Raw genomic sequence first — 18,815 nt, forward strand, 5'->3', positions numbered from 1 at the left:
CCGGTCTCCGCGCCCCCTCGCGCCTGCCGTTCGTCCCTTCACCCTGCGCTCCGACGGAGCGCGTGTCAATGAGCCGAACGGGGGTCGATCGGAGCCGTGGTCAGCGAGCTGAGCCGAAGAGGCTGCCGGTGGTGGAGTCGTCGGCCGGATCGAGGACCGCGCAGACGATCGTGCGGTCTCCATGGCGCCAGCCGACCTCGGAGGGGACGAGCGAGCGGTACTCGAGGGCGGAGTCGCCGTAGGCGATCCCCATCACGGCGCCGAACTCCGGCTCGCAGCCCGCCTCGGCCTGGGCGAGCAGCGTGTTGCGGCTGGAGTAGCGGTCTCCGGGCTGCGCGAACGTGTGGAAGACCTCCAGTGCGTGCTCCTCGGCGCACGGGACGACGTCCACGTCGGCGATGCGGTCGTCGCCCGGGTCGGCCAGGCAGTCGCCGCGCCGCAGCGAGAACACGTCGGTGACGCCGGCGGTCGCCACCGTGCCGCCCTCGTCACGCACGGCCTCCGGGCCGTCCGGCCCGACGACGGAGGAGCAGCCCGAGAGGAGCAGGAGGAGCGCCGCCGAGGCGAGCGCGGCCGTCCGGCTCCTCATCGCGGCGCCACGATCGCGAGCACCTCGTCGTGCAGCAGGCCGTTGGTGGCGACGGCGCTGCCGTGCCACGGCCCGTCCTCCCCGTCGGCGGAGGTGAAGCGGCCGCCCGCCTCCTGCACGATCGGCACCAGGGCCGCCAGGTCGTAGGGCTTCACGTCGAACTCGCCCGCACCGTCGAGGAGACCCTCGGCGACGAGCATGTAGGGCCACGCGTCCCCGTACGCCCGGTCGCGCCAGACGGCGCCGGCGAGCTCGAGCAGCTGCGGGAGACGGCCCGCGCCCTCCCACTGCTGAATGCTGTTGTAGCTGAAGGTCGCCGAGGCGAGCGTGTCGATCCCCGAGACGCGCAGCGGTCGCGGCTCGGCCCCGGCCTCCAGCTCGACGGCCCAGGCGCCGGAGCCCTCGGCCGCCCACCAGCGCGTGCCGAGAGCGGGAGCGGAGACGACTCCGACGACGGGGACGCCGTCGACCGCGAGCGCGATCAGGGTCGCCCAGATCGGGACGCCGCGGAGGAAGTGGGCGGTGCCGTCGATCGGGTCGAGGATCCACTGCCGCGAGGCCTCGCCCGAGGTGCCGAACTCCTCGCCGAGGATCGCGTCGTCCGGACGCTCGGCGGCGAGCAGCGCGCGGATCGCCTCCTCGACGGCGCGGTCGGCGTCGGTGACCGGGGTGCGGTCGAGCTTCGTGTCCACGACGAGGTCGAGCGCGCCGAACCGCTCCCGCGAGATCGCATCGGCCGCGTCCGCCAGGCGGAGGGCGAGTCGGAGGTCGTCGTCGAAGCTCTGGTCACTGCTCTGCGGGGTCACGCGACCACGATACCGGTGGGTCCCGCGGAGCCTCCGATCGCTGCCGCGGGCGTTCCGTCGCGCTCGATTTGACGAGACGGGGGGAGACGCTGGTAATGTGATCCCTCGGTTCGGCACGCACGATCAGCCGGCCGGAACGCACCTCTAGCTCAATCGGCAGAGCAACTGACTCTTAATCAGTGGGTTCTCGGTTCAAGTCCGAGGGGGTGCACCACCAGCCCCGCACCTCCTCGTGAGGTGCGGGGCTTCGTCGTTCCCGGTCCGAGTCCGTTCCCGACCTCCTCGGAGCGCCCGCGGGGGGAGCGCCGGCCCGTGCTCACTCGCTGGAGGGTGCGGCGGTCGACGGGTCGAAAGGCGGCAGGACTCCGCGGAAGCCGGCGCTCGTGGAGCCGATCCCGACGTCGAGCGCGTCTAAGGCCCGGGCCTGGTCGTCTGCGGCGGCGGTCAGGCTCAGGGTGATGCCCGTCCGCGTGAAGGTCCGGGCGACGGTGCTCCAGGCGAGGTCGACGTCTCCGTCCGCCGACGCCAACAGGCGCCTGAGCATCCGCACGGTGTCCGGCGCAGAATGCGGACCGACCCCCGTTCGCGTGGCAGGATCTCCGTTCGCTTCCGTTTCCCCTCCAGAAAGGACCGATGTGCCCGAAGACGTCCTCCCCGTGATCGGCTCGATCGCGCTCGCCGTGGTGATCGCGGTCGTGATCGCCGTGGTCGCGACCGCCGTCGTCGCCCTCGTGCTGCGCTCGGTCGGCAAGCGCAAGACCTGGGCGCGCCTGCTGATCCGGCGTCTGCGCATCCCGTTCCGCGTGCTGCTGATGACCATCGCGGTCTGGGCCGCGCTCGCCGCCACCGTGTCGGGCGACCCCTGGCCGGGTCTCGTGCAGCGGGTGTTCCAGATCGCCACGATCGGCGCGGCGGCGTGGGTGATCGGATCCCTGTTCGTGTTCCTCGAGGACCTGGGCGCCGAGCGCTACCGGACCGACACGGCCGACAACCGCCGGGCACGCCGCCTCCGCACGCAGATGACGATCATCCGGAGGGTCGCCGTGGCGGCCGTCGTGGTCATCGCGATCGGCGCCTCGCTGCTGACCTTCCCCGAGGCCCGTACGGCCGGTGCGAGCCTCCTGGCCTCGGCCGGCGTGCTCTCGATCGTGGCGGGCCTGGCCGCGCAGTCGAGCCTCACGAACATCTTCGCCGGGATGCAGCTCGCCTTCAGTGACGCCATCCGCCTGGACGACGTGGTGATCGTCGAGACCGAGTGGGGGCGGATCGAGGAGATCACGCTGACCTATGTCGTCGTCCACCTCTGGGACGACCGCCGCCTGGTGCTGCCCACGAACTACTTCACGACCCAGCCGTTCCAGAACTGGACCCGCACCGGGTCCGAGCTGCTCGGCGCCGTCGAGCTCGACCTGGACTGGCGGGTGAGCCCCGAGCAGATGCGCGACGAGCTGCACCGCATGCTCGAGGAGACGGACCTCTGGGACCGGCGCACCAGCGTGCTGCAGGTGACCGACGCGACGGGCGGCTTCGTCCGGATCCGGGTGCTCGTCACCGCGAAGGACGCGCCGACGCTCTTCGACCTGCGCTGCTACGTGCGCGAGCGGCTCGTCTCGTGGCTGCACGAGAACGACCCCGTCGCCCTGCCGCGTCAGCGCGTCGAGATGGAGCGGGAGCCCGCTCGCGCCGCGACCCCGCGCCGGCACGGGTCCTCCGCCCCGGACAACCTGTTCTCGGGCGACGAGCGCTCGAACGAGCGGGGGGCGATGTTCACAGGTCTCATCGACCTGCGGGACACCCCGAAGCGGGACACCCCGAAGCGGGAGCTGCCGCCGCGGGACTGACTCCTGCGAGGACGCCGCTCGCACGGCCGCGCCCGGGGTGCGCGCGGCGAGCGGCGTCCCGCAGGGCGGTCAGCGGTTCACGGAGCTCATGTCGGCGTAGCGGTCGCCGATGGGGGCCTCGAGCGCGCCGAGGACGTCGAGCTGCTCCGCGGTCAGCACGAGGGCGTCCGCGGCCGCGTTCTCCTCGATGCGCGAGACGCGCTTGGTGCCCGGGATCGGAGCGATGTCCTCGCCCTGGGCGAGCAGCCAGGCGAGCGCCACCTGCGCGGCGGTCGCGTCCGCCTCTGCCGCCACACGGTCGACGGCCTCCACGATGCGGAGGTTCGCCTCCAGCGCTCCGTCGGCGAAGCGGGGGTTGTCGCGGCGGAAGTCGTCGCTGCCCAGCTCGGCGACCGAGCGGATGCTGCCCGTGAGGAAGCCGCGGCCCAGCGGCGAGTACGGGACGAAGCCGATGCCGAGCTCGCGGAGGACCGGCAGCACCTCCCCCTCGGGGTCGCGGGTCCAGAGCGAGTACTCGGACTGCACAGCGGTGACCGGGTGCACGGCGTGAGCGCGCCGGATCGTCGCTGGCGCCGCCTCCGAGAGGCCGTAGCCGCGGAGCTTGCCCTCCTGGATCAGCTCCGCGAAGGCCCCGGCGGTCTCCTCGACCGGGACGCCCGGGTCCATGCGGTGCTGGTAGTAGAGGTCGATGCGGTCGGTGCCGAGGCGCGCGAGCGAGCCCTCGACGGCGAGCCGCAGGTTCTCCGGGGAGCCGTCGAGTCCGCGGCCCCCGTCGCCGCGGTGGCGGATCATGCCGAACTTGCTCGCCAGCACCACCTCGTCGCGGCGGCCTGCCAGCGCGCGGCCGAGCAGCTCCTCGTTGGTGTACGGGCCGTAGATCTCGGCGGTGTCGAGGAACGTGACGCCGAGCTCGAGGGCGCGGTGCACGGTGCGGATCGACTCCGCGTCGTCGGTGCCGGCGCCGGTGTAGAACGCCGACATGCCCATCGCGCCGAGACCGAGGCGCGAGACCTCGAGAGCGGCGACGTCGGATCCGAGGGTGATCGTCTTCATCAGTAGGTGGTCCTCTCCTGGTACGCCGCGATCTTGATGTCGATCGCAGCGAGGCTGGCGTGTGTCCGGGCGAGCTGCGCCTCGACCTCCTCGCGGTGCGTCCGGAGCAGCGCGAGGCGCTCCGGCTCCGTGGCGGGCCCGATCCGGAGGAGCCGGGCGTACTCGCGGATCCTCGCGATCGGCATCCCGGTCGCGCGGAGCTTGGTGAGGAAGTCGACCCAGCCGACGTCGGCCGGCCGGTAGCGGCGGTGCTGCGACGAGGCGCGCTCGACCGGGTCGAGCATGAGCCCGGCGCGCTCGTAGTAGCGCAGGGTGTGCACGGTGAGACCGGTGACGGCGGCGACCTGCGAGATCGACAGCACCTCCGGCTCGGCCGGGGCGGCGGTGGCGGTGGACATGGCGTCAACCTACGACTTCGAGTGCGCTCGAGGTCAAGCGGGAGCGGGCGACTCAGCCGACCTCGCGGCTGAAGCCCAGGAGGGCCTCGGCGATGCGGGCGTCCGCCTCCTCGTGGCTGATGGTCGCCTCGCCGTCGCCCGCCTGCGGCCCGTACCAGCCGAAGTCGGCGTGGTTGGCGCCGTCGATCTCGACGAGGTCGGCGGAGGAGGGCAGCCGGACGCTCGCGTCGGCGACCTTCTCCGGCGTGCTGAGCCCGTCCTCCGATCCGCTGACACTGAGGACGGGGAGCCCGGAGCCCGAGAGGTCGTTCGCGCAGTAGCTGCCGAGCAGCACCAGGCCCGCCACCGCCGGGTCCTCGGCCCACTGGCAGGCCTTCACGCCGCCGAGGGAGTGGCCGCCGACGAGCCAGCGGTCGACGCCCTCGGCCTGGCTGGTGAAGGTCTCGAGCGAGCGGAGATCGAAGAAGGCCAGGTGCAGGATCGGCCGCGTGATCACGACGGTCGCCCCGGCCTCGACCAGCGGAGCCAGGGTCGCCTCGTAGGAGGAGGCGTCGACCTTCGCTCCGGGGATGAAGACCAGGCCCGTGCCGGCCAGCTCACCGGTCGAGGTCGGCGTCATCACGAGCGCGTCGTCCGTGCGCTCGACCGCGATCGCCGGATCGGCGCGCACGCGGGCGAGGGCGTCCTCGTCGGGGCCGCTGACGATCGAGCTCCAGGTGAGGAAGCCGAGGACCGCGACTCCGAGGACTCCGCCGATGCTCGCGAGAACGACGCGGCGGCGCCTCATCGGGCTGCCGCGATCGCGTCGGCCGCCTGCACCAGGGCGAGGTGGGAGAGGGCCTGGGGAGTGTTCCCCGCGTGCCGGCGGCCCTCGACGTCGTACTCCTCCGAGAGGAGGCCCACGTCGTTGCAGAGCCCGACGAGCCGGTCCATCAGGGTCCGCGCGTCATCGATCCGGCCGGAGTCGGCGTACTGCCGGACGAGCCAGAAGGAGCAGGCGAGGAACGGGTGCTCGCCGCCGGCGAGGCCGTCGACCGAGGACTCGGTCCGGTAGCGGTGCAGCAGGCCGTCCTGCAGGAGCACGCGCTCCAGCTCGGCGACGGTGCCCAGCATCCGCGGGTCGTCGGCGGGGACGAACCCGACCATCGGCAGCACGAGGAGCGACGCGTCGACCTCGGGCGAGCCGTAGGACTGCACGAAGTGGCCGCGCTCGGCGTCGAAGCCCTGGGCCTCGATCTCGGCGCGCACCTCGTCGCGGAGGCGCTCCCAGGTCTCGACCGGACCGGGCAGGCCGTTCTCGCGCACGGCGCGGACGCCCCGATCGAGCGCGGCCCAGATCATGACCCGCGAGTGCGTGAAGTGCGGCGGCTCGCCCCGGATCTCCCAGATGCCGTTGTCCGGCCGCTGCCAGTTGGTCTCGACGAAGCCCAGGAGCGCGCGCTGGAGCGGCCAGGAGAACTCCGTCTCGTCCACTCCGGCCACGCGGGCCTCGTGCAGAGCGACCATCACCTCGCCGATCACGTCCGCCTGGTACTGGTCGACGGCGGCGTTCCCGATCCGCACGGGGGAGGCGCCGTCGTAGCCGGGCAGGCTCGGCATCTCCCGCTCGGGCAGGTCGCGCTCGCCGGCGAGGCCGTACATGATCTGCACGTCCTCCGGCGCGCCCGCGACCGCGCGGAGCAGCCAGGCCCGCCACTTCTGCGCCTCCTGCTCGAACCCGTGCGCGAGCAGGGCCTGCAGGGTGAGCGAGGCGTCGCGGAGCCAGACGTAGCGGTAGTCCCAGTTGCGGGCGCCGCCGAACTGCTCCGGGAGCGAGGTGGTCGCCGCCGCGACGATGCCGCCGGTCTCGTCGTCGGTCAGGGCGCGGAGGGTCAGCAGCGAGCGGACGACGGCGTCGCGGTGCGGCCCGTCGTAGTCGATCGCCGACGCCCACTCGGACCACCAGGAGAGCGTGCGCTCCAGCGCGCGGTCGACGTCGAGGCGCTTCGGCGCCCGCTGGTGCGAGGGGAACCACGCCATCGAGAGGTCGACGACCGCGTCCGCGTCGACGTCGAACTCCGCCGCGTGGGCGTGGTCGACGGCCTTCAGCCGCACTCCGCGCACCACGACCGCGTCGGGCCCGGCGACGGCGACGAGCAGCGGATCCTCGTCCGTCCCCTCCTGCCGCACCCACGGCATGGTGCGGGCGTAGTCGAAGCGGATGCGCAGCTCCTGCCGCATCCGGACGGTCCCCGACACTCCGCGCACCCGGCGCACCAGCTCGGCGCGCTCGTCGCGCAGCGGCATCACGTCGACCACCTCGACGACGCCGGTGGGAGTCGTCCACCGGGTGACCAGCGCGAGCGTGTCGCCGAGGTAGTGGCGCTCGCTCGTCGCCTCCCCGTCCACCGGCCGCAGCGACCAGCGCCCCTGGTCGTCGCCGCCGAGGAGGGCGCCGAAGACGGAGGCGGAGTCGAAGCGCGGCAGGCACAGCCAGTCGATCCCCCCGTCGCGGGAGACGAGAGCGGCCGTGCGGCAGTCGGAGAGGACGGCGTAGTCCTCGATCGGGGAGACCATGCGGCGATCCTCTCAGGTGCGGCTGTGGCCTCCCAGTCAAGGCGGAGCGGGGCTCTTCAGCGCCGCCGTAGGGTGAGCCGCATGGCACAGACCGTCTCGACCCTGCTCATCCTCGGAGCGACGGGGGACCTGTCCTCGCGGCTCCTCCTCCCCGCCGTCGGCCAGCTGCTGACCCGCGAGACCGACCGGCGGGTCCACCTCGTCGGCGCGGGACGCGAGGACTGGACCCAGGAGCACTGGCACGAGGTGCTGACCGCCTCCTTCGCCACCGTCGAGGCGCAGGGCGAGGGCGTGGACGCGCTCACCTCCGGCACGCGCTACCAGCAGGTCGACGTCACCGATCCGGAGGCGCTCGCCGCACTGCTCGCGAGCTGCGCCGGTCCGGTGGCGGTCTACTTCGCCCTCCCGCCGGCGATCGCGGCGAAGGCCTGCGAGGCGCTCGCCGCCCACGACCTGCCGGAGGGCACCGTGCTGGCGCTGGAGAAGCCGTTCGGGACCGACGAGGCGAGCGCGCACGCCCTCAACCAGCGCCTCGCCGCGCTGGTCCCCGAGGACCGCATCCACCGCGTCGACCACTTCCTCGGCCGCGCGACCGTGATGAACGTGCTCGGCCTGCGCTTCGCGAACCGGATCCTCGAGCCGCTGTGGTCAGCCGAGCACATCGAGAGCGTCGAGATCGTCTACGACGAGCAGCTGGCCCTCGAGGGGCGGGCGAGCTACTACGACGGCGCGGGCGCGCTGACCGACATGATCCAGAGCCACCTGCTGCAGGTCCTCGCGGTGATCGCGATGGAGCCGCCGTCCTCGCTCGACGCGGCCGACCTCCGGGACGCGAAGTCGATCGTCCTGCGCGCCACCCGCCTGCACGGCGACGACCCCGCCGCGAGCTCGCGCCGCGCCCGCTACACGGCGGGGACGATCGACGGGCGCGAGCTGCCCGCCTACGCGGACGAGAAGGGCGTGGACCCCGCTCGCCGGACCGAGACGCTGGCCGAGCTGGTCGTCGAGATCGACACCTGGCGCTGGGCAGGCGTGCCGTTCACCCTCCGCTCCGGCAAGGCGCTCGGGGAGCGGCGGCGCGAAGTGGTCATCCGCTTCAAGCCGGTGCCGCACCTGCCCCGCGGCTTCGTCGGCACCGAGGCGCCGTCCGTGCTGCGGCTGTTCCTCGCGCCCGACCAGATGTCGCTCGAGCTGAACATCAACGGCCCCGGCGACCCGTACACGCTCGAGCGCGCCTCGCTGGAGGCGACCTTCGGCGCGGGCGAGCTGCTGGCGTACGGCGAGGTCATCTCGGGGATCCTCGACGACGACCCGTCGCTCTCGGTCCGCGGGGACGCCGCCGAGGAGTGCTGGCGCATCGTGCAGCCCGCGATCGACGCGTGGCACGCGGACCGGGTGCCGCTCGACGAGTACCCGGCGGGCAGCGAGGGACCCGGGAGCTGGCCGACGCTCTGACGGGCGGCCGAGGCAGGGGCGGCCGCGGGGGATCTCGAGACGGCGGCTGCGCCGCCTCCTCGATCAGCGGGAAGCGCGACGTCGCTCGTCGGGTCGGCCGGAGGGCGAGCCCGCCGGCCGACCGCTCGGGTCAGGAGCGGGTCGCGACGGGGGTGTCGACGGCGACGTCGGCGGGGGCCGGCTCCGCCCAGACGGCGATCGGCTTCGGCTCCCAGGTGAGGGCGGCCGGCTCCACCGGGGGAGTGGAGGCGCGCATCACGGGGATCGCCTCGGTGACCGGGGACGACGTCCGCTCGGCGCCGGCGCGGAGCTGCTCCTCCTGGATGGCGGCGGAGAGCTCGTGGGCGAGGGAGCGCGCGAGCATCCCGTGGAAGATCGGGTCGCGGTCGTCGTGGCTGCGGCGCGTGACGACCCAGGCGCCCTCGGATCCGACGAAGGCCGCGAGCCGCTCGTGGACGACGGCGAAGAGCTCGTCCTGCGTGAGGACGGGGGCCGCCTCGACGACCTCGGGGGCCGCCTTGCGACGCCTCAGACGAAACCTCATGACGAACCCCGTTTCCCGTGCCGGCAGCGACTGGGAACAGTGTCGCCGCCACCGGGTCGGGAGACCGGCTGACACGCCGCCCCGCGGGGAGGCGGCGCGTCAGGAGGGCCTAGCGGTCGCGCTTCCTGCCGCGCTCCTCCTTGACGATCTCCTTCGAGTCGTAGGACACGGAGCCCAGGGCGACGGTGACCGAGATGGCCCAGCTGACCCACTGGAGGGCCAGGCGCCAGTCGCGCGGGCCCTTGCGCGTGGTCTGCAGGATCGACCAGCCGCCGACGATCGCGCTGATGACGCTGGAGTTGAGGATGAACTTGCGCATGCGTGTGCCTCCCGTGTTCACCCCGACGCTAGCGGGTGCGAAAGCTCTCAGAGGAACGCTTGACAGCACCGAGGGGTTGTCCCGCTACGGTGGACCGCCGCCGGGACCCGAATCCTCGAGCCGGGGCACGCCGAGGAGAACGGGAACGACATGCGCACGGCTGTGATCGGGGCGGTGCTGCTCGTCGTCGGGGCGGTGGCCGTCGTCACGGGGGTCCTCCCGATGGACGCGCTGGGCGAGCTGGTCGAGCGGACGGCGCCGATCCTCGGCTTCGTGGTCGCGGTGACCGTGGTCGCCGAGCTGGCCTCCGAGGCCGGCGTCTTCACCGTGGTCGCCGAGCGCTCCGCCGAGTGGGGCCGCGGGCGGACCGCGGTGCTCTGGCTGCTGGTGGTGGCGATGGCCGTCGTCAGCACGGTGTTCCTCTCGCTCGACACGACCGCCGTGCTCCTGACCCCGGTCGTGGTCCTGCTCGCGGCGCACGTGCGCGTCCCGCCCCTGCCGTTCGCGATGGCCACGGTCTGGCTGGCGAACTGCGCCTCCCTCCTCCTCCCCGTCTCGAACCTCACCAACCTGCTCGCGCAGCGGCGCCTGGGGGTCGAGGGCCCCTTCGCCTTCGCCGCGCTGACCGCGGTGCCCGCGCTCGTCGCGGCCGTCGTGCCCGTGCTGATCCTCGCGATCCGCTACCGGCGCGAGCTGGCCGGGCGCTACACCCCGGGGGAGCGGACGCCGGTGGAGGACCGGGTGCTGCTCATCGGCGCGGGGACCGTCGTGGCGCTGCTCCTGCCGGCGCTCGTCTCGGGCCTCGAGGTGTGGATCCCGGCGACGGTCGCCGCGGTCGCGCTGATCGTCCTCTTCGCGGTGCGCCGTCCCGCGGCGCTCACGCCCGCCCTCCTGCCGTGGCAGCTCGTCGTCTTCGCGGCGGGCCTCTTCGTGGCGATGGAGGCGGCGCACCAGCTCGGGCTGGGCGCGGCGCTCGCCGTGGTCGCGGGGGAGGGGAGCGGGACGCTCGACCTGCTGCGCCTCGCCGGCTCCGGCGCGGTCGCCTCCAACCTGGTCGACAACCTGCCCGCCTACCTCGCCCTCGAGCCCGTCGCGGCGGATCCGCTCCGCCTGGTCGCCCTGCTGATCGGCGTGAACGCCGGACCGTTGATCACCCCGTGGGCCTCGCTCGCCACCCTGCTCTGGCACCAGAGGCTGACCGCGCTGGGCGTGCACGTCTCGTGGCGCCAGTACGCGCTCCTCGGACTCGTCGCGGTCGTCCCGACGGTGGGCGGAGCGACGCTCGCCCTCGCCCTCGTGCAGGGCTGATCCCCCGTCCCCCGAGCGGGGCCGGCTGATAGCCTCGACGGGCACGACGACGGCTCGACCGACGAAAAGGGACCACCATTCCTCCGCACTCCGCCTCCGCCTCCTCCGCCGCTGACAGGACCGACGCCGGGACCTCGGGAGGAACCGAGCGCAACGCGTTCGTGGTCGTCTCGAACCGCCTCCCCGTGGACCGCGTCGTGGCCGAGGACGGCACCGCCTCCTGGAAGACCTCGCCCGGCGGGCTGGTCACCGCGCTCGAGCCCGTGATGCGTGCGAACGAGGGCGCCTGGGTCGGCTGGCCCGGCGTGGCCGACGAGGAGGTCGCCCCGTTCGTCGACAACGGCGTGCAGATCGTCCCGGTCGCCCTCAGTGCGCAGGAGCTCGAGGACTACTACGAGGGCTTCTCGAACGACACGCTCTGGCCGCTGTACCACGACGTGATCGCGCCCCCGACCTACCACCGCGACTGGTGGGACGCCTACGTGCGGGTCAACCAGCGCTTCGCCGAGGCGGCCGCGGCCGTGACGGAGGAGGACGGCGTGGTCTGGGTGCAGGACTACCAGCTCCAGCTCGTGCCCAAGATGCTGCGGGAGCTCCGGCCCGACGTCACGATCGGCTTCTTCAACCACATCCCGTTCCCGCCCTACGGGATCTTCGCGCAGCTCCCGTGGCGCCGGCAGATCGTCGAGGGCCTGCTCGGCGCCGACGTGATCGGCTTCCAGCGCCAGGGAGACGCGGGCAGCTTCCTCCGCGCGGTCCGGCGCCTGCTCGGCTACGACACCCGCAGCACGGTCGTCGAGGTCCCGGTCGAGGAGGAGGCCGTCGGCGGCACCCGCCGCGTCAACCGCTCGCGGCGCGGGGCGAGCGTGCGCCCGGTCGTCGCCCGGCACTTCCCGATCTCGATCGACTCCGCGTCGTTCGAGGCGATGGCGCGCACCCCCGAGATCCAGGCCCGCGCCGCCGAGATCCGCGCCGAGCTGGGCAACCCCGCGACGATCATGCTCGGCGTCGACCGGCTCGACTACACCAAGGGGATCGGCCACCGCCTGAAGGCCTTCGGCGAGCTCCTGGCGGACGGCCGCCTCACCTCCGAGGACGCGGTGCTGGTGCAGGTCGCGAGCCCGAGCCGCGAGCGCGTGGACACCTACCGGCAGCTGCGCGACGACATCGAGCTGCAGGTCGGCCGGATCAACGGCGACTACAGCACGCTCGGGCACCCGGCGATCAGCTACCTCCATCACGGCTACCCGCGCGAGGAGATGGTGGCGCTCTACCTCGCCGCCGACGTCATGCTCGTGACGGCGCTGCGCGACGGGATGAACCTCGTCGCGAAGGAGTACGTCGCGTCCCGCTTCGACAACGACGGCGTGCTCGTGCTGAGCGAGTTCGCCGGAGCGGCCGACGAGCTCAAGCAGGCCGTGCAGGTGAACCCGCACGACATCTCGGGGCTGAAGGACGCGATGGAGGCCTCGGTGCGGATGCCGCGCGTCGAGCGCACCCGGCGCATGCGCGCGCTCCGTCGCCGCGTGCTCGAGAACGACGTGGCGCGCTGGTCCGAGTCGTTCCTCTCCGCTCTCGCGGAGCACGCGGCCGGCCAGCAGCTCGACGTGCGGCCCGCCGCCCGCGGGCAGGAGGCGCCGCACGGCCAGGAGGCCGAGCACCGCGACGACGCGGCCCACGGACAGGCGGCCGAGCTCGAGCGGGAGGCCGCCGACGACCGCGCGCTCGACGGCGGCGCGCGATGAGCGAAGGAGTGCCCGAGCGGCTCGCGGCGGCGCTGCGGGAGCTCGCCGCGACCGAACGGCTCCTGGTGGCCCTCGACTTCGACGGCACCCTCGCGCCCGAGGTCGACGACCCCGCCCGCGCGCGGGCGCTCCCCGAGGCGCGCGAGGCCGTGCTGCGGCTCCTCGCCCTCCCCGGCACCCGGGTCGCGCTGGTCTCCGGCCGGGCGCTCGGGAGCCTGGAGGAGGTCTCGCAGCTGCCGGACGAGGCGCTGCTGGTCGGCTCCCACGGCATCGAGATCCGCCTCGACCCCGAGGAGGACGCGGTCCGGCTCGACGACGACGAGCTCGAGAAGGTGGGAGTGCTCGAGGACGTCCTGAAGGGCATCGCCCGCGGGATCGACAACGTCTGGATCGAGGACAAGCCGGCCGGCTTCGCCCTGCACACCCGCCTCGCGACCGAGCGCCACAGCCGCGTCGCCCACGTCGTCGCCCTCTCCGAGGCGCGCGCCGAGGTGCAGGGGGTCACCGTCCGCGAGGGGAAGAACGTCCTGGAGTTCTCGGTCCGCTCGACCACCAAGGGCGAGGCCGTGCAGCACCTCCGCCGCTACACCGGCGCGACCGCCGTCCTCTACGCGGGCGACGACGTGACGGACGAGGACGCCTTCGCGGTCCTCGGCTCCGGCGACGTCGGCATCAAGAGCGGCGAGGGCACCACCGCGGCCTCCTACCGGGTCCGCGGTCCCGAGCAGGTCGCGCACGCACTCCGGCTGCTGGCCGACCTGCGCGCGGAGTAGCAGCCCCCTTCCGGCGGTCAGCGTCGGCGGGTCCCGGATCGCCGACTCGCCGAGGACGGCCGTCCGCCGACGCGGGGAGCGGCCGTTCGCGACGAGTCGGAGATCCGCGGGGACGTCCGCATCCGGTGCCGCTGCCGGAGGCCGGGGCAGGAACGGGTGCGCGGGCCGGTCCGGGTCCGCCCGGCGAGCAGGGGCACCGCGCGCGAGGCGGTAGCCTCATCGCATGCCGGAAATCGATTGGAAGCCCCGCTCGCGCACCGTCACGGACGGCATCGAGGCCACGACGTCGCGCGGGATGCTGCGGGCGGTCGGGATGGGCGATGACGACTGGGAGAAGCCCCAGATCGGCATCGCGTCCTCGTGGAACGAGATCACCCCCTGCAACCTCTCGCTCGAGCGCCTCGCGCGCTCCGCGAAGGAGGGCGTGCACTCCGGCGGCGGCTACCCGCTCCAGTTCGGCACCATCTCCGTCTCGGACGGCATCTCGATGGGCCACGAGGGCATGCACTTCTCGCTCGTCTCCCGCGAGGTCATCGCCGACTCCGTCGAGACCGTGATGATGGCCGAGCGCCTGGACGGCACCGTCATGCTGGCCGGCTGCGACAAGTCGCTGCCCGGCATGCTGATGGCCGCGGCCCGCCTCGACCTCGCCGCCGTGTTCGTCTACGCCGGCTCGATCGCCCCGGGCTGGGTCAAGCTCTCGGACGGCACCGAGAAGGACATCACGATCATCGACTCCTTCGAGGCCGTCGGCGGCGTCAAGGCCGGGATCATGTCCGAGGAGGACGCCAAGCGCATCGAGTGCGCCTTCGCCCCGGGCGAGGGCTCCTGCGGCGGCATGTACACCGCCAACACCATGGCCAGCGTCGCCGAGGCGCTCGGCATGAGCCTGCCCGGCTCCGCCTCGCCCGCCGCCGCCGACCGCCGCCGCGACTACTTCGCCCGCAAGTCCGGCGAGGCCGTCGTCGAGCTGCTGCGCAACGGCACCACGGCCCGCGACATCCTCACCAAGAAGGCGTTCGAGAACGCGATCGCGGTGGCGATGGCCTTCGGCGGGTCGACCAACGTCATCCTGCACCTGCTCGCGATCGCCAACGAGGCCGAGGTCGACCTCACGATCGACGACTTCAACCGCATCGGCGACACGATCCCGCACATCGGCGACCTCAAGCCCTTCGGCAAGTACGTCATGAACGACGTCGACCGCCACGGCGGCGTCCCGGCCGTGATGAAGGCGCTCCTGGACGCCGGGCTGCTCCACGGCGACTGCCTGACGGTCACCGGGAGGACGGTCGCCGAGAACCTCGCCGCGATGGACATCGCACCGCTGGACGGCGAGGTCATCCGCACCCTCGACAACCCGATCCACGCGACCGGAGGGCTCACCATCCTCAAGGGCTCGCTCGCCCCCGAGGGCGCGGTCGTCAAGACCGCCGGCTTCGACGCCTCCGTCTTCGAGGGTCCGGCCCGCGTGTTCGAGCGCGAGCGCGCCGCGATGGACGCTCTGACCGAGGGCCGGATCGAGAAGGGCGACGTGGTGGTCATCCGCTACGAGGGTCCCAAGGGCGGTCCCGGCATGCGCGAGATGCTCGCCATCACCGCCGCCATCAAGGGGGCCGGGCTCGGAAAAGATGTACTACTGTTGACGGACGGACGATTCTCAGGCGGCACAACCGGCCTGTGCATCGGCCACATAGCTCCCGAATCGGTGGACGCAGGTCCCATCGCATTCGTTCGTGACGGAGACCCGATTCGGGTCGACATCGCCGCTCGCTCGATCGACCTACTCGTCGACGAGTCCGAGCTCGCCGCCCGCCGAGAAGGCTGGGCACCTCTCCCTCCGCGCTACACCCGCGGTGTCCTCGCCAAGTACGCCAAGCTCGTCCGCTCGGCAGCCGAGGGCGCCGTCACCGGGTGACCCGGCCCGCTCCGGCCGGCCGCGCACTCGCGTTCCCGGGCACTCGCCTCCGGCTCTGCCCGCCGCCGCACCACCTCCTGAAGGAATCGACACCCGCATGACTCCGGATCCGTCCGCCGTGCAGCCCGCACCGACGCCCCAGCCACCCCGACCCGCCCACGCTCCCGGGGCCGCCCCCGCGGCCGAGGTCCTCACCGGAGCGCAGGCGGTCGTCCGCTCGCTCGAGATGCTCGGGATCGAGGACGTCTTCGGCCTGCCCGGCGGCGCGATCCTCCCGGTCTACGACCCGCTGATGGACTCCTCGAAGATCCGGCACATCCTGGTCCGCCACGAGCAGGGCGCCGGCCACGCCGCCGAGGGCTACGCCTCGGCGACCGGCAAGCTCGGCGTCTGCATCGCGACCTCGGGCCCCGGAGCGACCAACCTGGTCACCGCGATCGCGGACGCCTACATGGACTCGGTCCCGATGCTCGCGATCACCGGCCAGGTGTTCTCGACGCTCATGGGGACCGACGCGTTCCAGGAGGCGGACATCGTCGGCATCACGATGCCGATCACGAAGCACTCCATCCTCGTGACGCGCCCCGAGGACATCCCCTCGGCCCTCGCCTCCGCCGCGCTGATCGCCACCACCGGCCGCCCCGGCCCCGTGCTGGTCGACATCACGAAGGACGCGCAGCAGGACCAGGCGCCGTTCCTCTGGCCGCCGAAGATCGACCTGCCCGGCTACCGTCCGGTCACGAAGGCCCACGGCAAGCAGATCCAGGCCGCGGCCCAGCTGCTGGTCGAGTCGCGGAAGCCGGTGCTCTACGTGGGCGGCGGCATCATCCGCGCCCGCGCGGCCGCCGAGCTGAAGGCGTTCGCCGAGGCCTGCGGCGCCCCCGTGGTGACCACGCTGATGGCGCGCGGAGCGTTCCCGGACTCGCACGAGCAGCACCTGGGCATGCCCGGCATGCACGGCACCGTCCCCGCGGTGCTCGCGCTGCAGGAGGCGGACCTGATCCTCGCGCTGGGCTCGCGCTTCGACGACCGCGTGACCGGCAAGGCGGCGCTCTTCGCGCCCCACGCCAAGGTCGTGCACGTCGACATCGACCCGGCCGAGATCTCCAAGATCCGCACCGCCGACGTGCCGATCGTGGGCGACCTCAAGGACGTCCTCCCGGACCTCACCGACGCGTTCGCCAAGGCCTCCGCCGACGGCCGCGCCGACACCTCCGAGTGGTGGAGCTACCTCAAGGGCCTGCAGACGGAGTTCCCGCTCGGCTACACCGAGCCGAACGACGGCCTGCTCTCGCCGCAGTACGTCATCAAGCGCATCGGCGAGATCACCGGCCCCGAGGGCGTCTTCGCCTCCGGCGTCGGCCAGCACCAGATGTGGGCGGCGCAGTTCATCAAGTACGAGCGCCCCAACTCGTGGCTGAACTCCGGCGGCGCCGGCACCATGGGCTACTCCGTGCCCGCGGCGATGGGCGCCAAGGTCGGCGCGCCCGAGCGCACCGTGTGGGCGATCGACGGCGACGGCTGCTTCCAGATGACCAATCAGGAGCTCGCCACCTGCACGATCAACGACATCCCGATCAAGGTCGCGGTGATCAACAACTCCTCGCTCGGCATGGTGCGCCAGTGGCAGACCCTGTTCTACGAGGGCCGCTACTCCAACACCGACCTCAACACGGGTCACGACACCGTCCGGGTGCCCGACTTCGTGAAGCTCGCCGACGCCTACGGCGCGCTCGGCATCCGCGTCACGAAGCCGGAGGAGATCGACGACGCCATCCGCCTCGCCATCGCCACCAACGACCGGCCCGTGGTGATCGACTTCGTCGTCAGCCGCGACTCCATGGTCTGGCCGATGGTCCCGCAGGGCGTCTCCAACAGCTACGTCCAGTACGCCCGAGACCACAGCCCGACCTGGGACGACGAGGAGTAGACCCGCATGACGCACCACGTTCTCTCCCTGCTCGTCGAGGACAAGCCGGGACTGCTCACCCGTGTCGCCGGGCTGTTCGCCCGCCGCGGCTTCAACATCGAGTCGCTGGCGGTCGGTCCGACCGAGCTGGCCGGGCTCTCGCGCATCACGGTCGCCGTGGACGTCGAGGACCTGCCGCTCGAGCAGGTCACGAAGCAGCTCAACAAGCTCGTCAACGTGATCAAGATCGTCGAGCTCGACACCGACCAGTCGGTCCAGCGCGAGCACCTGCTCGTCAAGGTCCGCGTCGACAACGTCACGCGCTCGCAGGTGCTCGAGGCCGTCACGCTCTTCCGCGCCCGCGTGGTCGACGTCGCGACGGACGCCCTGGTGATCGAGGTCACCGGCGACACCGGCAAGACCAATGCGTTCCTGCGGGTGATCGAGCCCTACGGCATCAAGGAGATCGCGCAGTCGGGCCTGCTCGCCATCGGGCGCGGCTCCAAGTCGATCACCGAGCGCGTCTTCAAGAACTGACCGCGAACTCTCCACTACAGAAAAGGACTCACCACGTGACCGAGCTCATCTACGACGCCGACGCCGACCTCTCCATCATCCAGTCCAAGAAGGTCGCGATCGTCGGCTACGGCTCGCAGGGCCACGCGCACGCGCAGAACCTTCGCGACTCCGGCGTCCAGGTCGTCATCGCGCTGAAGGAGGGGTCGAAGTCGACCGCCAAGGCCGAGGACGACGGCTTCGAGGTCAAGAGCGTCGCCGACGCCGCGGCCTGGGCCGACCTGATCATGATCCTCGCGCCGGACCAGCACCAGCGCGCGATCTACAGCGAGCAGATCGCCTCCGCGCTGACCGAGGGCAAGACCCTCGCCTTCGCGCACGGCTTCAACATCCGCTTCGGCTACATCGAGGCGCCCGCGGGCGTCGACGTCATCCTCATCGCGCCGAAGGCCCCCGGCCACACCGTGCGCCGCGAGTTCGTCGCCGGCCGCGGCATCCCGGACATCATCGCCGTCGAGAACGACGCGACCGGCACCGCCTGGGAGACCGCGAAGTCCTACGCGAAGGCCATCGGCGGCACCCGCGCCGGCGTCATCAAGACCACCTTCACCGAGGAGACCGAGACCGACCTGTTCGGCGAGCAGGCCGTGCTCTGCGGCGGCACCTCGCAGCTCGTCCAGTACGGCTTCGAGACCCTCGTCGAGGCCGGCTACCAGCCCGAGATCGCCTACTTCGAGGTGCTGCACGAGCTCAAGCTCATCGTCGACCTCATGTGGGAGGGCGGCATCGCCAAGCAGCGCTGGAGCGTCTCCGACACCGCCGAGTACGGCGACTACGTCTCCGGCCCGCGCGTCATCGACCCGCGCGTGAAGGAGAACATGAAGGCCGTCCTCGGCGACATCCAGAGCGGCGCCTTCGCGAAGCGCTTCATCGGCGACCAGGACGCGGGCGGACCCGAGTTCCAGGAGCTGCGCGCCAAGGGCGAGAAGCACCCGATCGAGGAGACCGGCCGCGAGCTGCGCAAGCTCTTCGCCTGGAAGCAGACCGACGAGGACTACACCGACGGCAGCGTCGCGCGCTAGTCG

Annotated in this window: 18 protein-coding genes and 1 tRNA gene; 10 read left to right on the plus strand and 9 right to left on the minus strand. The window is 72.4% G+C overall.

The features are described 5' to 3' along the window. Positions 1-100: 100 nt before the first annotated feature. Both C5C35_RS04885 and C5C35_RS04890 read right to left on the minus strand, forming a co-directional pair. Positions 101-589: a septum formation family protein gene (locus C5C35_RS04885; protein ID WP_104223555.1), complete on the minus strand. Its 489-nt coding sequence runs from the start codon at positions 587-589 to the stop codon at positions 101-103. Next, positions 586-1,395 carry an inositol monophosphatase family protein gene (locus tag C5C35_RS04890; RefSeq protein ID WP_104223554.1) on the minus strand — a complete coding sequence of 270 codons (810 nt, stop codon included), beginning with the start codon at positions 1,393-1,395 and terminating at the stop codon, positions 586-588. The genes C5C35_RS04885 and C5C35_RS04890 overlap by 4 nt, the downstream gene beginning before the upstream one ends. A 138-nt stretch (positions 1,396-1,533) precedes the next feature. Here C5C35_RS04890 and C5C35_RS04895 point away from each other — a divergent pair. Further along, a tRNA-Lys gene (locus C5C35_RS04895) sits at positions 1,534-1,609 on the plus strand. Between the two features lie 102 nt (positions 1,610-1,711). Here the strand turns inward: C5C35_RS04895 and C5C35_RS16905 are convergent. Continuing rightward, on the minus strand, positions 1,712-1,939 hold the full coding sequence (locus tag C5C35_RS16905; protein WP_181127348.1) for a hypothetical protein: 228 nt from the start codon (positions 1,937-1,939) through the stop codon (positions 1,712-1,714). A gap of 91 nt (positions 1,940-2,030) precedes the next feature. Here C5C35_RS16905 and C5C35_RS04905 point away from each other — a divergent pair, with 91 nt between their 5' ends. Continuing rightward, positions 2,031-3,236 (plus strand): mechanosensitive ion channel family protein, encoded by a 1,206-nt coding sequence (locus C5C35_RS04905; protein ID WP_258063236.1) that lies wholly within the window; start codon positions 2,031-2,033, stop codon positions 3,234-3,236. Positions 3,237-3,305: 69 nt separating this feature from the next. On the opposite strand, the gene C5C35_RS04910 is transcribed toward C5C35_RS04905, so the two are convergent. From C5C35_RS04910 to C5C35_RS04925, 4 genes are read right to left on the minus strand one after another with little or no spacing between them, the layout of a single operon-like run. Then, the gene (locus C5C35_RS04910) at positions 3,306-4,289 is read right to left on the minus strand and encodes an aldo/keto reductase (protein ID WP_104262685.1); all 984 of its coding nucleotides are present in this window, start codon (positions 4,287-4,289) and stop codon (positions 3,306-3,308) included. Continuing rightward, on the minus strand, positions 4,289-4,687 hold the full coding sequence (locus C5C35_RS04915) for a MerR family transcriptional regulator (protein WP_104262686.1): 399 nt from the start codon (positions 4,685-4,687) through the stop codon (positions 4,289-4,291). The genes C5C35_RS04910 and C5C35_RS04915 overlap by 1 nt, the downstream gene beginning before the upstream one ends. Positions 4,688-4,739: 52 nt before the next feature. Then, positions 4,740-5,474, minus strand: a complete 735-nt coding sequence (locus C5C35_RS04920) for an alpha/beta hydrolase (protein ID WP_104223550.1) — start codon at positions 5,472-5,474, stop codon at positions 4,740-4,742. Beyond that, positions 5,471-7,243 carry a glycoside hydrolase family 15 protein gene (locus C5C35_RS04925; protein WP_104262687.1) on the minus strand — a complete coding sequence of 591 codons (1,773 nt, stop codon included), beginning with the start codon at positions 7,241-7,243 and terminating at the stop codon, positions 5,471-5,473. Before C5C35_RS04925 ends, C5C35_RS04920 begins: the two co-directional genes overlap by 4 nt. An 81-nt stretch (positions 7,244-7,324) precedes the next feature. Here C5C35_RS04925 and C5C35_RS04930 point away from each other — a divergent pair, with 81 nt between their 5' ends. Then, positions 7,325-8,698, plus strand: coding sequence for a glucose-6-phosphate dehydrogenase (locus tag C5C35_RS04930; protein WP_181065465.1), 1,374 nt, complete (start codon positions 7,325-7,327; stop codon positions 8,696-8,698). A gap of 130 nt (positions 8,699-8,828) precedes the next feature. On the opposite strand, the gene C5C35_RS04935 is transcribed toward C5C35_RS04930, so the two are convergent. Together C5C35_RS04935 and C5C35_RS04940 are read right to left on the minus strand one after the other, a co-directional pair. Beyond that, positions 8,829-9,242, minus strand: coding sequence for a hypothetical protein (locus C5C35_RS04935; protein ID WP_104233213.1), 414 nt, complete (start codon positions 9,240-9,242; stop codon positions 8,829-8,831). A 109-nt stretch (positions 9,243-9,351) separates the two neighbouring features. Then, positions 9,352-9,561: a hypothetical protein gene (locus C5C35_RS04940; protein WP_104226242.1), complete on the minus strand. Its 210-nt coding sequence runs from the start codon at positions 9,559-9,561 to the stop codon at positions 9,352-9,354. Between the two features lie 150 nt (positions 9,562-9,711). Here C5C35_RS04940 and C5C35_RS04945 point away from each other — a divergent pair, with 150 nt between their 5' ends. The 7 genes from C5C35_RS04945 (at position 9,712) to ilvC (ending at position 18,812) form a co-directional block, all read left to right on the plus strand. Then, the gene (locus C5C35_RS04945; protein ID WP_104247451.1) at positions 9,712-10,869 is read left to right on the plus strand and encodes an SLC13 family permease; all 1,158 of its coding nucleotides are present in this window, start codon (positions 9,712-9,714) and stop codon (positions 10,867-10,869) included. A 161-nt stretch (positions 10,870-11,030) separates the two neighbouring features. Continuing rightward, positions 11,031-12,614 carry a trehalose-6-phosphate synthase gene (locus tag C5C35_RS04950; RefSeq protein ID WP_104262688.1) on the plus strand — a complete coding sequence of 528 codons (1,584 nt, stop codon included), beginning with the start codon at positions 11,031-11,033 and terminating at the stop codon, positions 12,612-12,614. After that, complete coding sequence (otsB, locus tag C5C35_RS04955) at positions 12,611-13,387, plus strand: trehalose-phosphatase (protein ID WP_104262689.1); 777 nt, start codon at positions 12,611-12,613, stop codon at positions 13,385-13,387. Before C5C35_RS04950 ends, otsB begins: the two co-directional genes overlap by 4 nt. A 223-nt stretch (positions 13,388-13,610) precedes the next feature. Beyond that, positions 13,611-15,305 carry a dihydroxy-acid dehydratase gene (gene ilvD, locus C5C35_RS04960; protein WP_104250142.1) on the plus strand — a complete coding sequence of 565 codons (1,695 nt, stop codon included), beginning with the start codon at positions 13,611-13,613 and terminating at the stop codon, positions 15,303-15,305. Between the two features lie 97 nt (positions 15,306-15,402). Continuing rightward, positions 15,403-17,235 carry an acetolactate synthase large subunit gene (locus C5C35_RS04965; RefSeq protein WP_104261562.1) on the plus strand — a complete coding sequence of 611 codons (1,833 nt, stop codon included), beginning with the start codon at positions 15,403-15,405 and terminating at the stop codon, positions 17,233-17,235. A 6-nt stretch (positions 17,236-17,241) separates the two neighbouring features. Continuing rightward, positions 17,242-17,751, plus strand: a complete 510-nt coding sequence (gene ilvN, locus C5C35_RS04970) for an acetolactate synthase small subunit (protein WP_104223540.1) — start codon at positions 17,242-17,244, stop codon at positions 17,749-17,751. A 35-nt stretch (positions 17,752-17,786) separates the two neighbouring features. Continuing rightward, positions 17,787-18,812 carry a ketol-acid reductoisomerase gene (ilvC, locus tag C5C35_RS04975; protein ID WP_104223539.1) on the plus strand — a complete coding sequence of 342 codons (1,026 nt, stop codon included), beginning with the start codon at positions 17,787-17,789 and terminating at the stop codon, positions 18,810-18,812. The last annotated feature ends 3 nt before the right edge of the window (positions 18,813-18,815 follow it).

Origin of the sequence: Rathayibacter sp. AY1F8, from assembly GCF_002932165.1 — a bacterium.
In the GTDB taxonomy this organism is placed as follows: Bacteria; Actinomycetota; Actinomycetes; order Actinomycetales; family Microbacteriaceae; genus Rathayibacter.

Coding starts and splice junctions, on each gene's coding strand:
- C5C35_RS04885 (WP_104223555.1), bottom strand. CDS start 589: ATGAGGAGCCGGACGGCCGCGCTCGCCTCGGCGGCGCTCCTCCTGCTC.
- C5C35_RS16905 (WP_181127348.1), bottom strand. CDS start 1,939: ATGCTCAGGCGCCTGTTGGCGTCGGCGGACGGAGACGTCGACCTCGCC.
- C5C35_RS04910 (WP_104262685.1), bottom strand. CDS start 4,289: ATGAAGACGATCACCCTCGGATCCGACGTCGCCGCTCTCGAGGTCTCG.
- C5C35_RS04915 (WP_104262686.1), bottom strand. CDS start 4,687: ATGTCCACCGCCACCGCCGCCCCGGCCGAGCCGGAGGTGCTGTCGATC.
- C5C35_RS04920 (WP_104223550.1), bottom strand. CDS start 5,474: ATGAGGCGCCGCCGCGTCGTTCTCGCGAGCATCGGCGGAGTCCTCGGA.
- C5C35_RS04925 (WP_104262687.1), bottom strand. CDS start 7,243: ATGGTCTCCCCGATCGAGGACTACGCCGTCCTCTCCGACTGCCGCACG.
- C5C35_RS04930 (WP_181065465.1), top strand. CDS start 7,325: ATGGCACAGACCGTCTCGACCCTGCTCATCCTCGGAGCGACGGGGGAC.
- C5C35_RS04935 (WP_104233213.1), bottom strand. CDS start 9,242: ATGAGGTTTCGTCTGAGGCGTCGCAAGGCGGCCCCCGAGGTCGTCGAG.
- C5C35_RS04940 (WP_104226242.1), bottom strand. CDS start 9,561: ATGCGCAAGTTCATCCTCAACTCCAGCGTCATCAGCGCGATCGTCGGC.
- C5C35_RS04945 (WP_104247451.1), top strand. CDS start 9,712: ATGCGCACGGCTGTGATCGGGGCGGTGCTGCTCGTCGTCGGGGCGGTG.
- otsB (WP_104262689.1), top strand. CDS start 12,611: ATGAGCGAAGGAGTGCCCGAGCGGCTCGCGGCGGCGCTGCGGGAGCTC.
- ilvD (WP_104250142.1), top strand. CDS start 13,611: ATGCCGGAAATCGATTGGAAGCCCCGCTCGCGCACCGTCACGGACGGC.
- C5C35_RS04965 (WP_104261562.1), top strand. CDS start 15,403: ATGACTCCGGATCCGTCCGCCGTGCAGCCCGCACCGACGCCCCAGCCA.
- ilvN (WP_104223540.1), top strand. CDS start 17,242: ATGACGCACCACGTTCTCTCCCTGCTCGTCGAGGACAAGCCGGGACTG.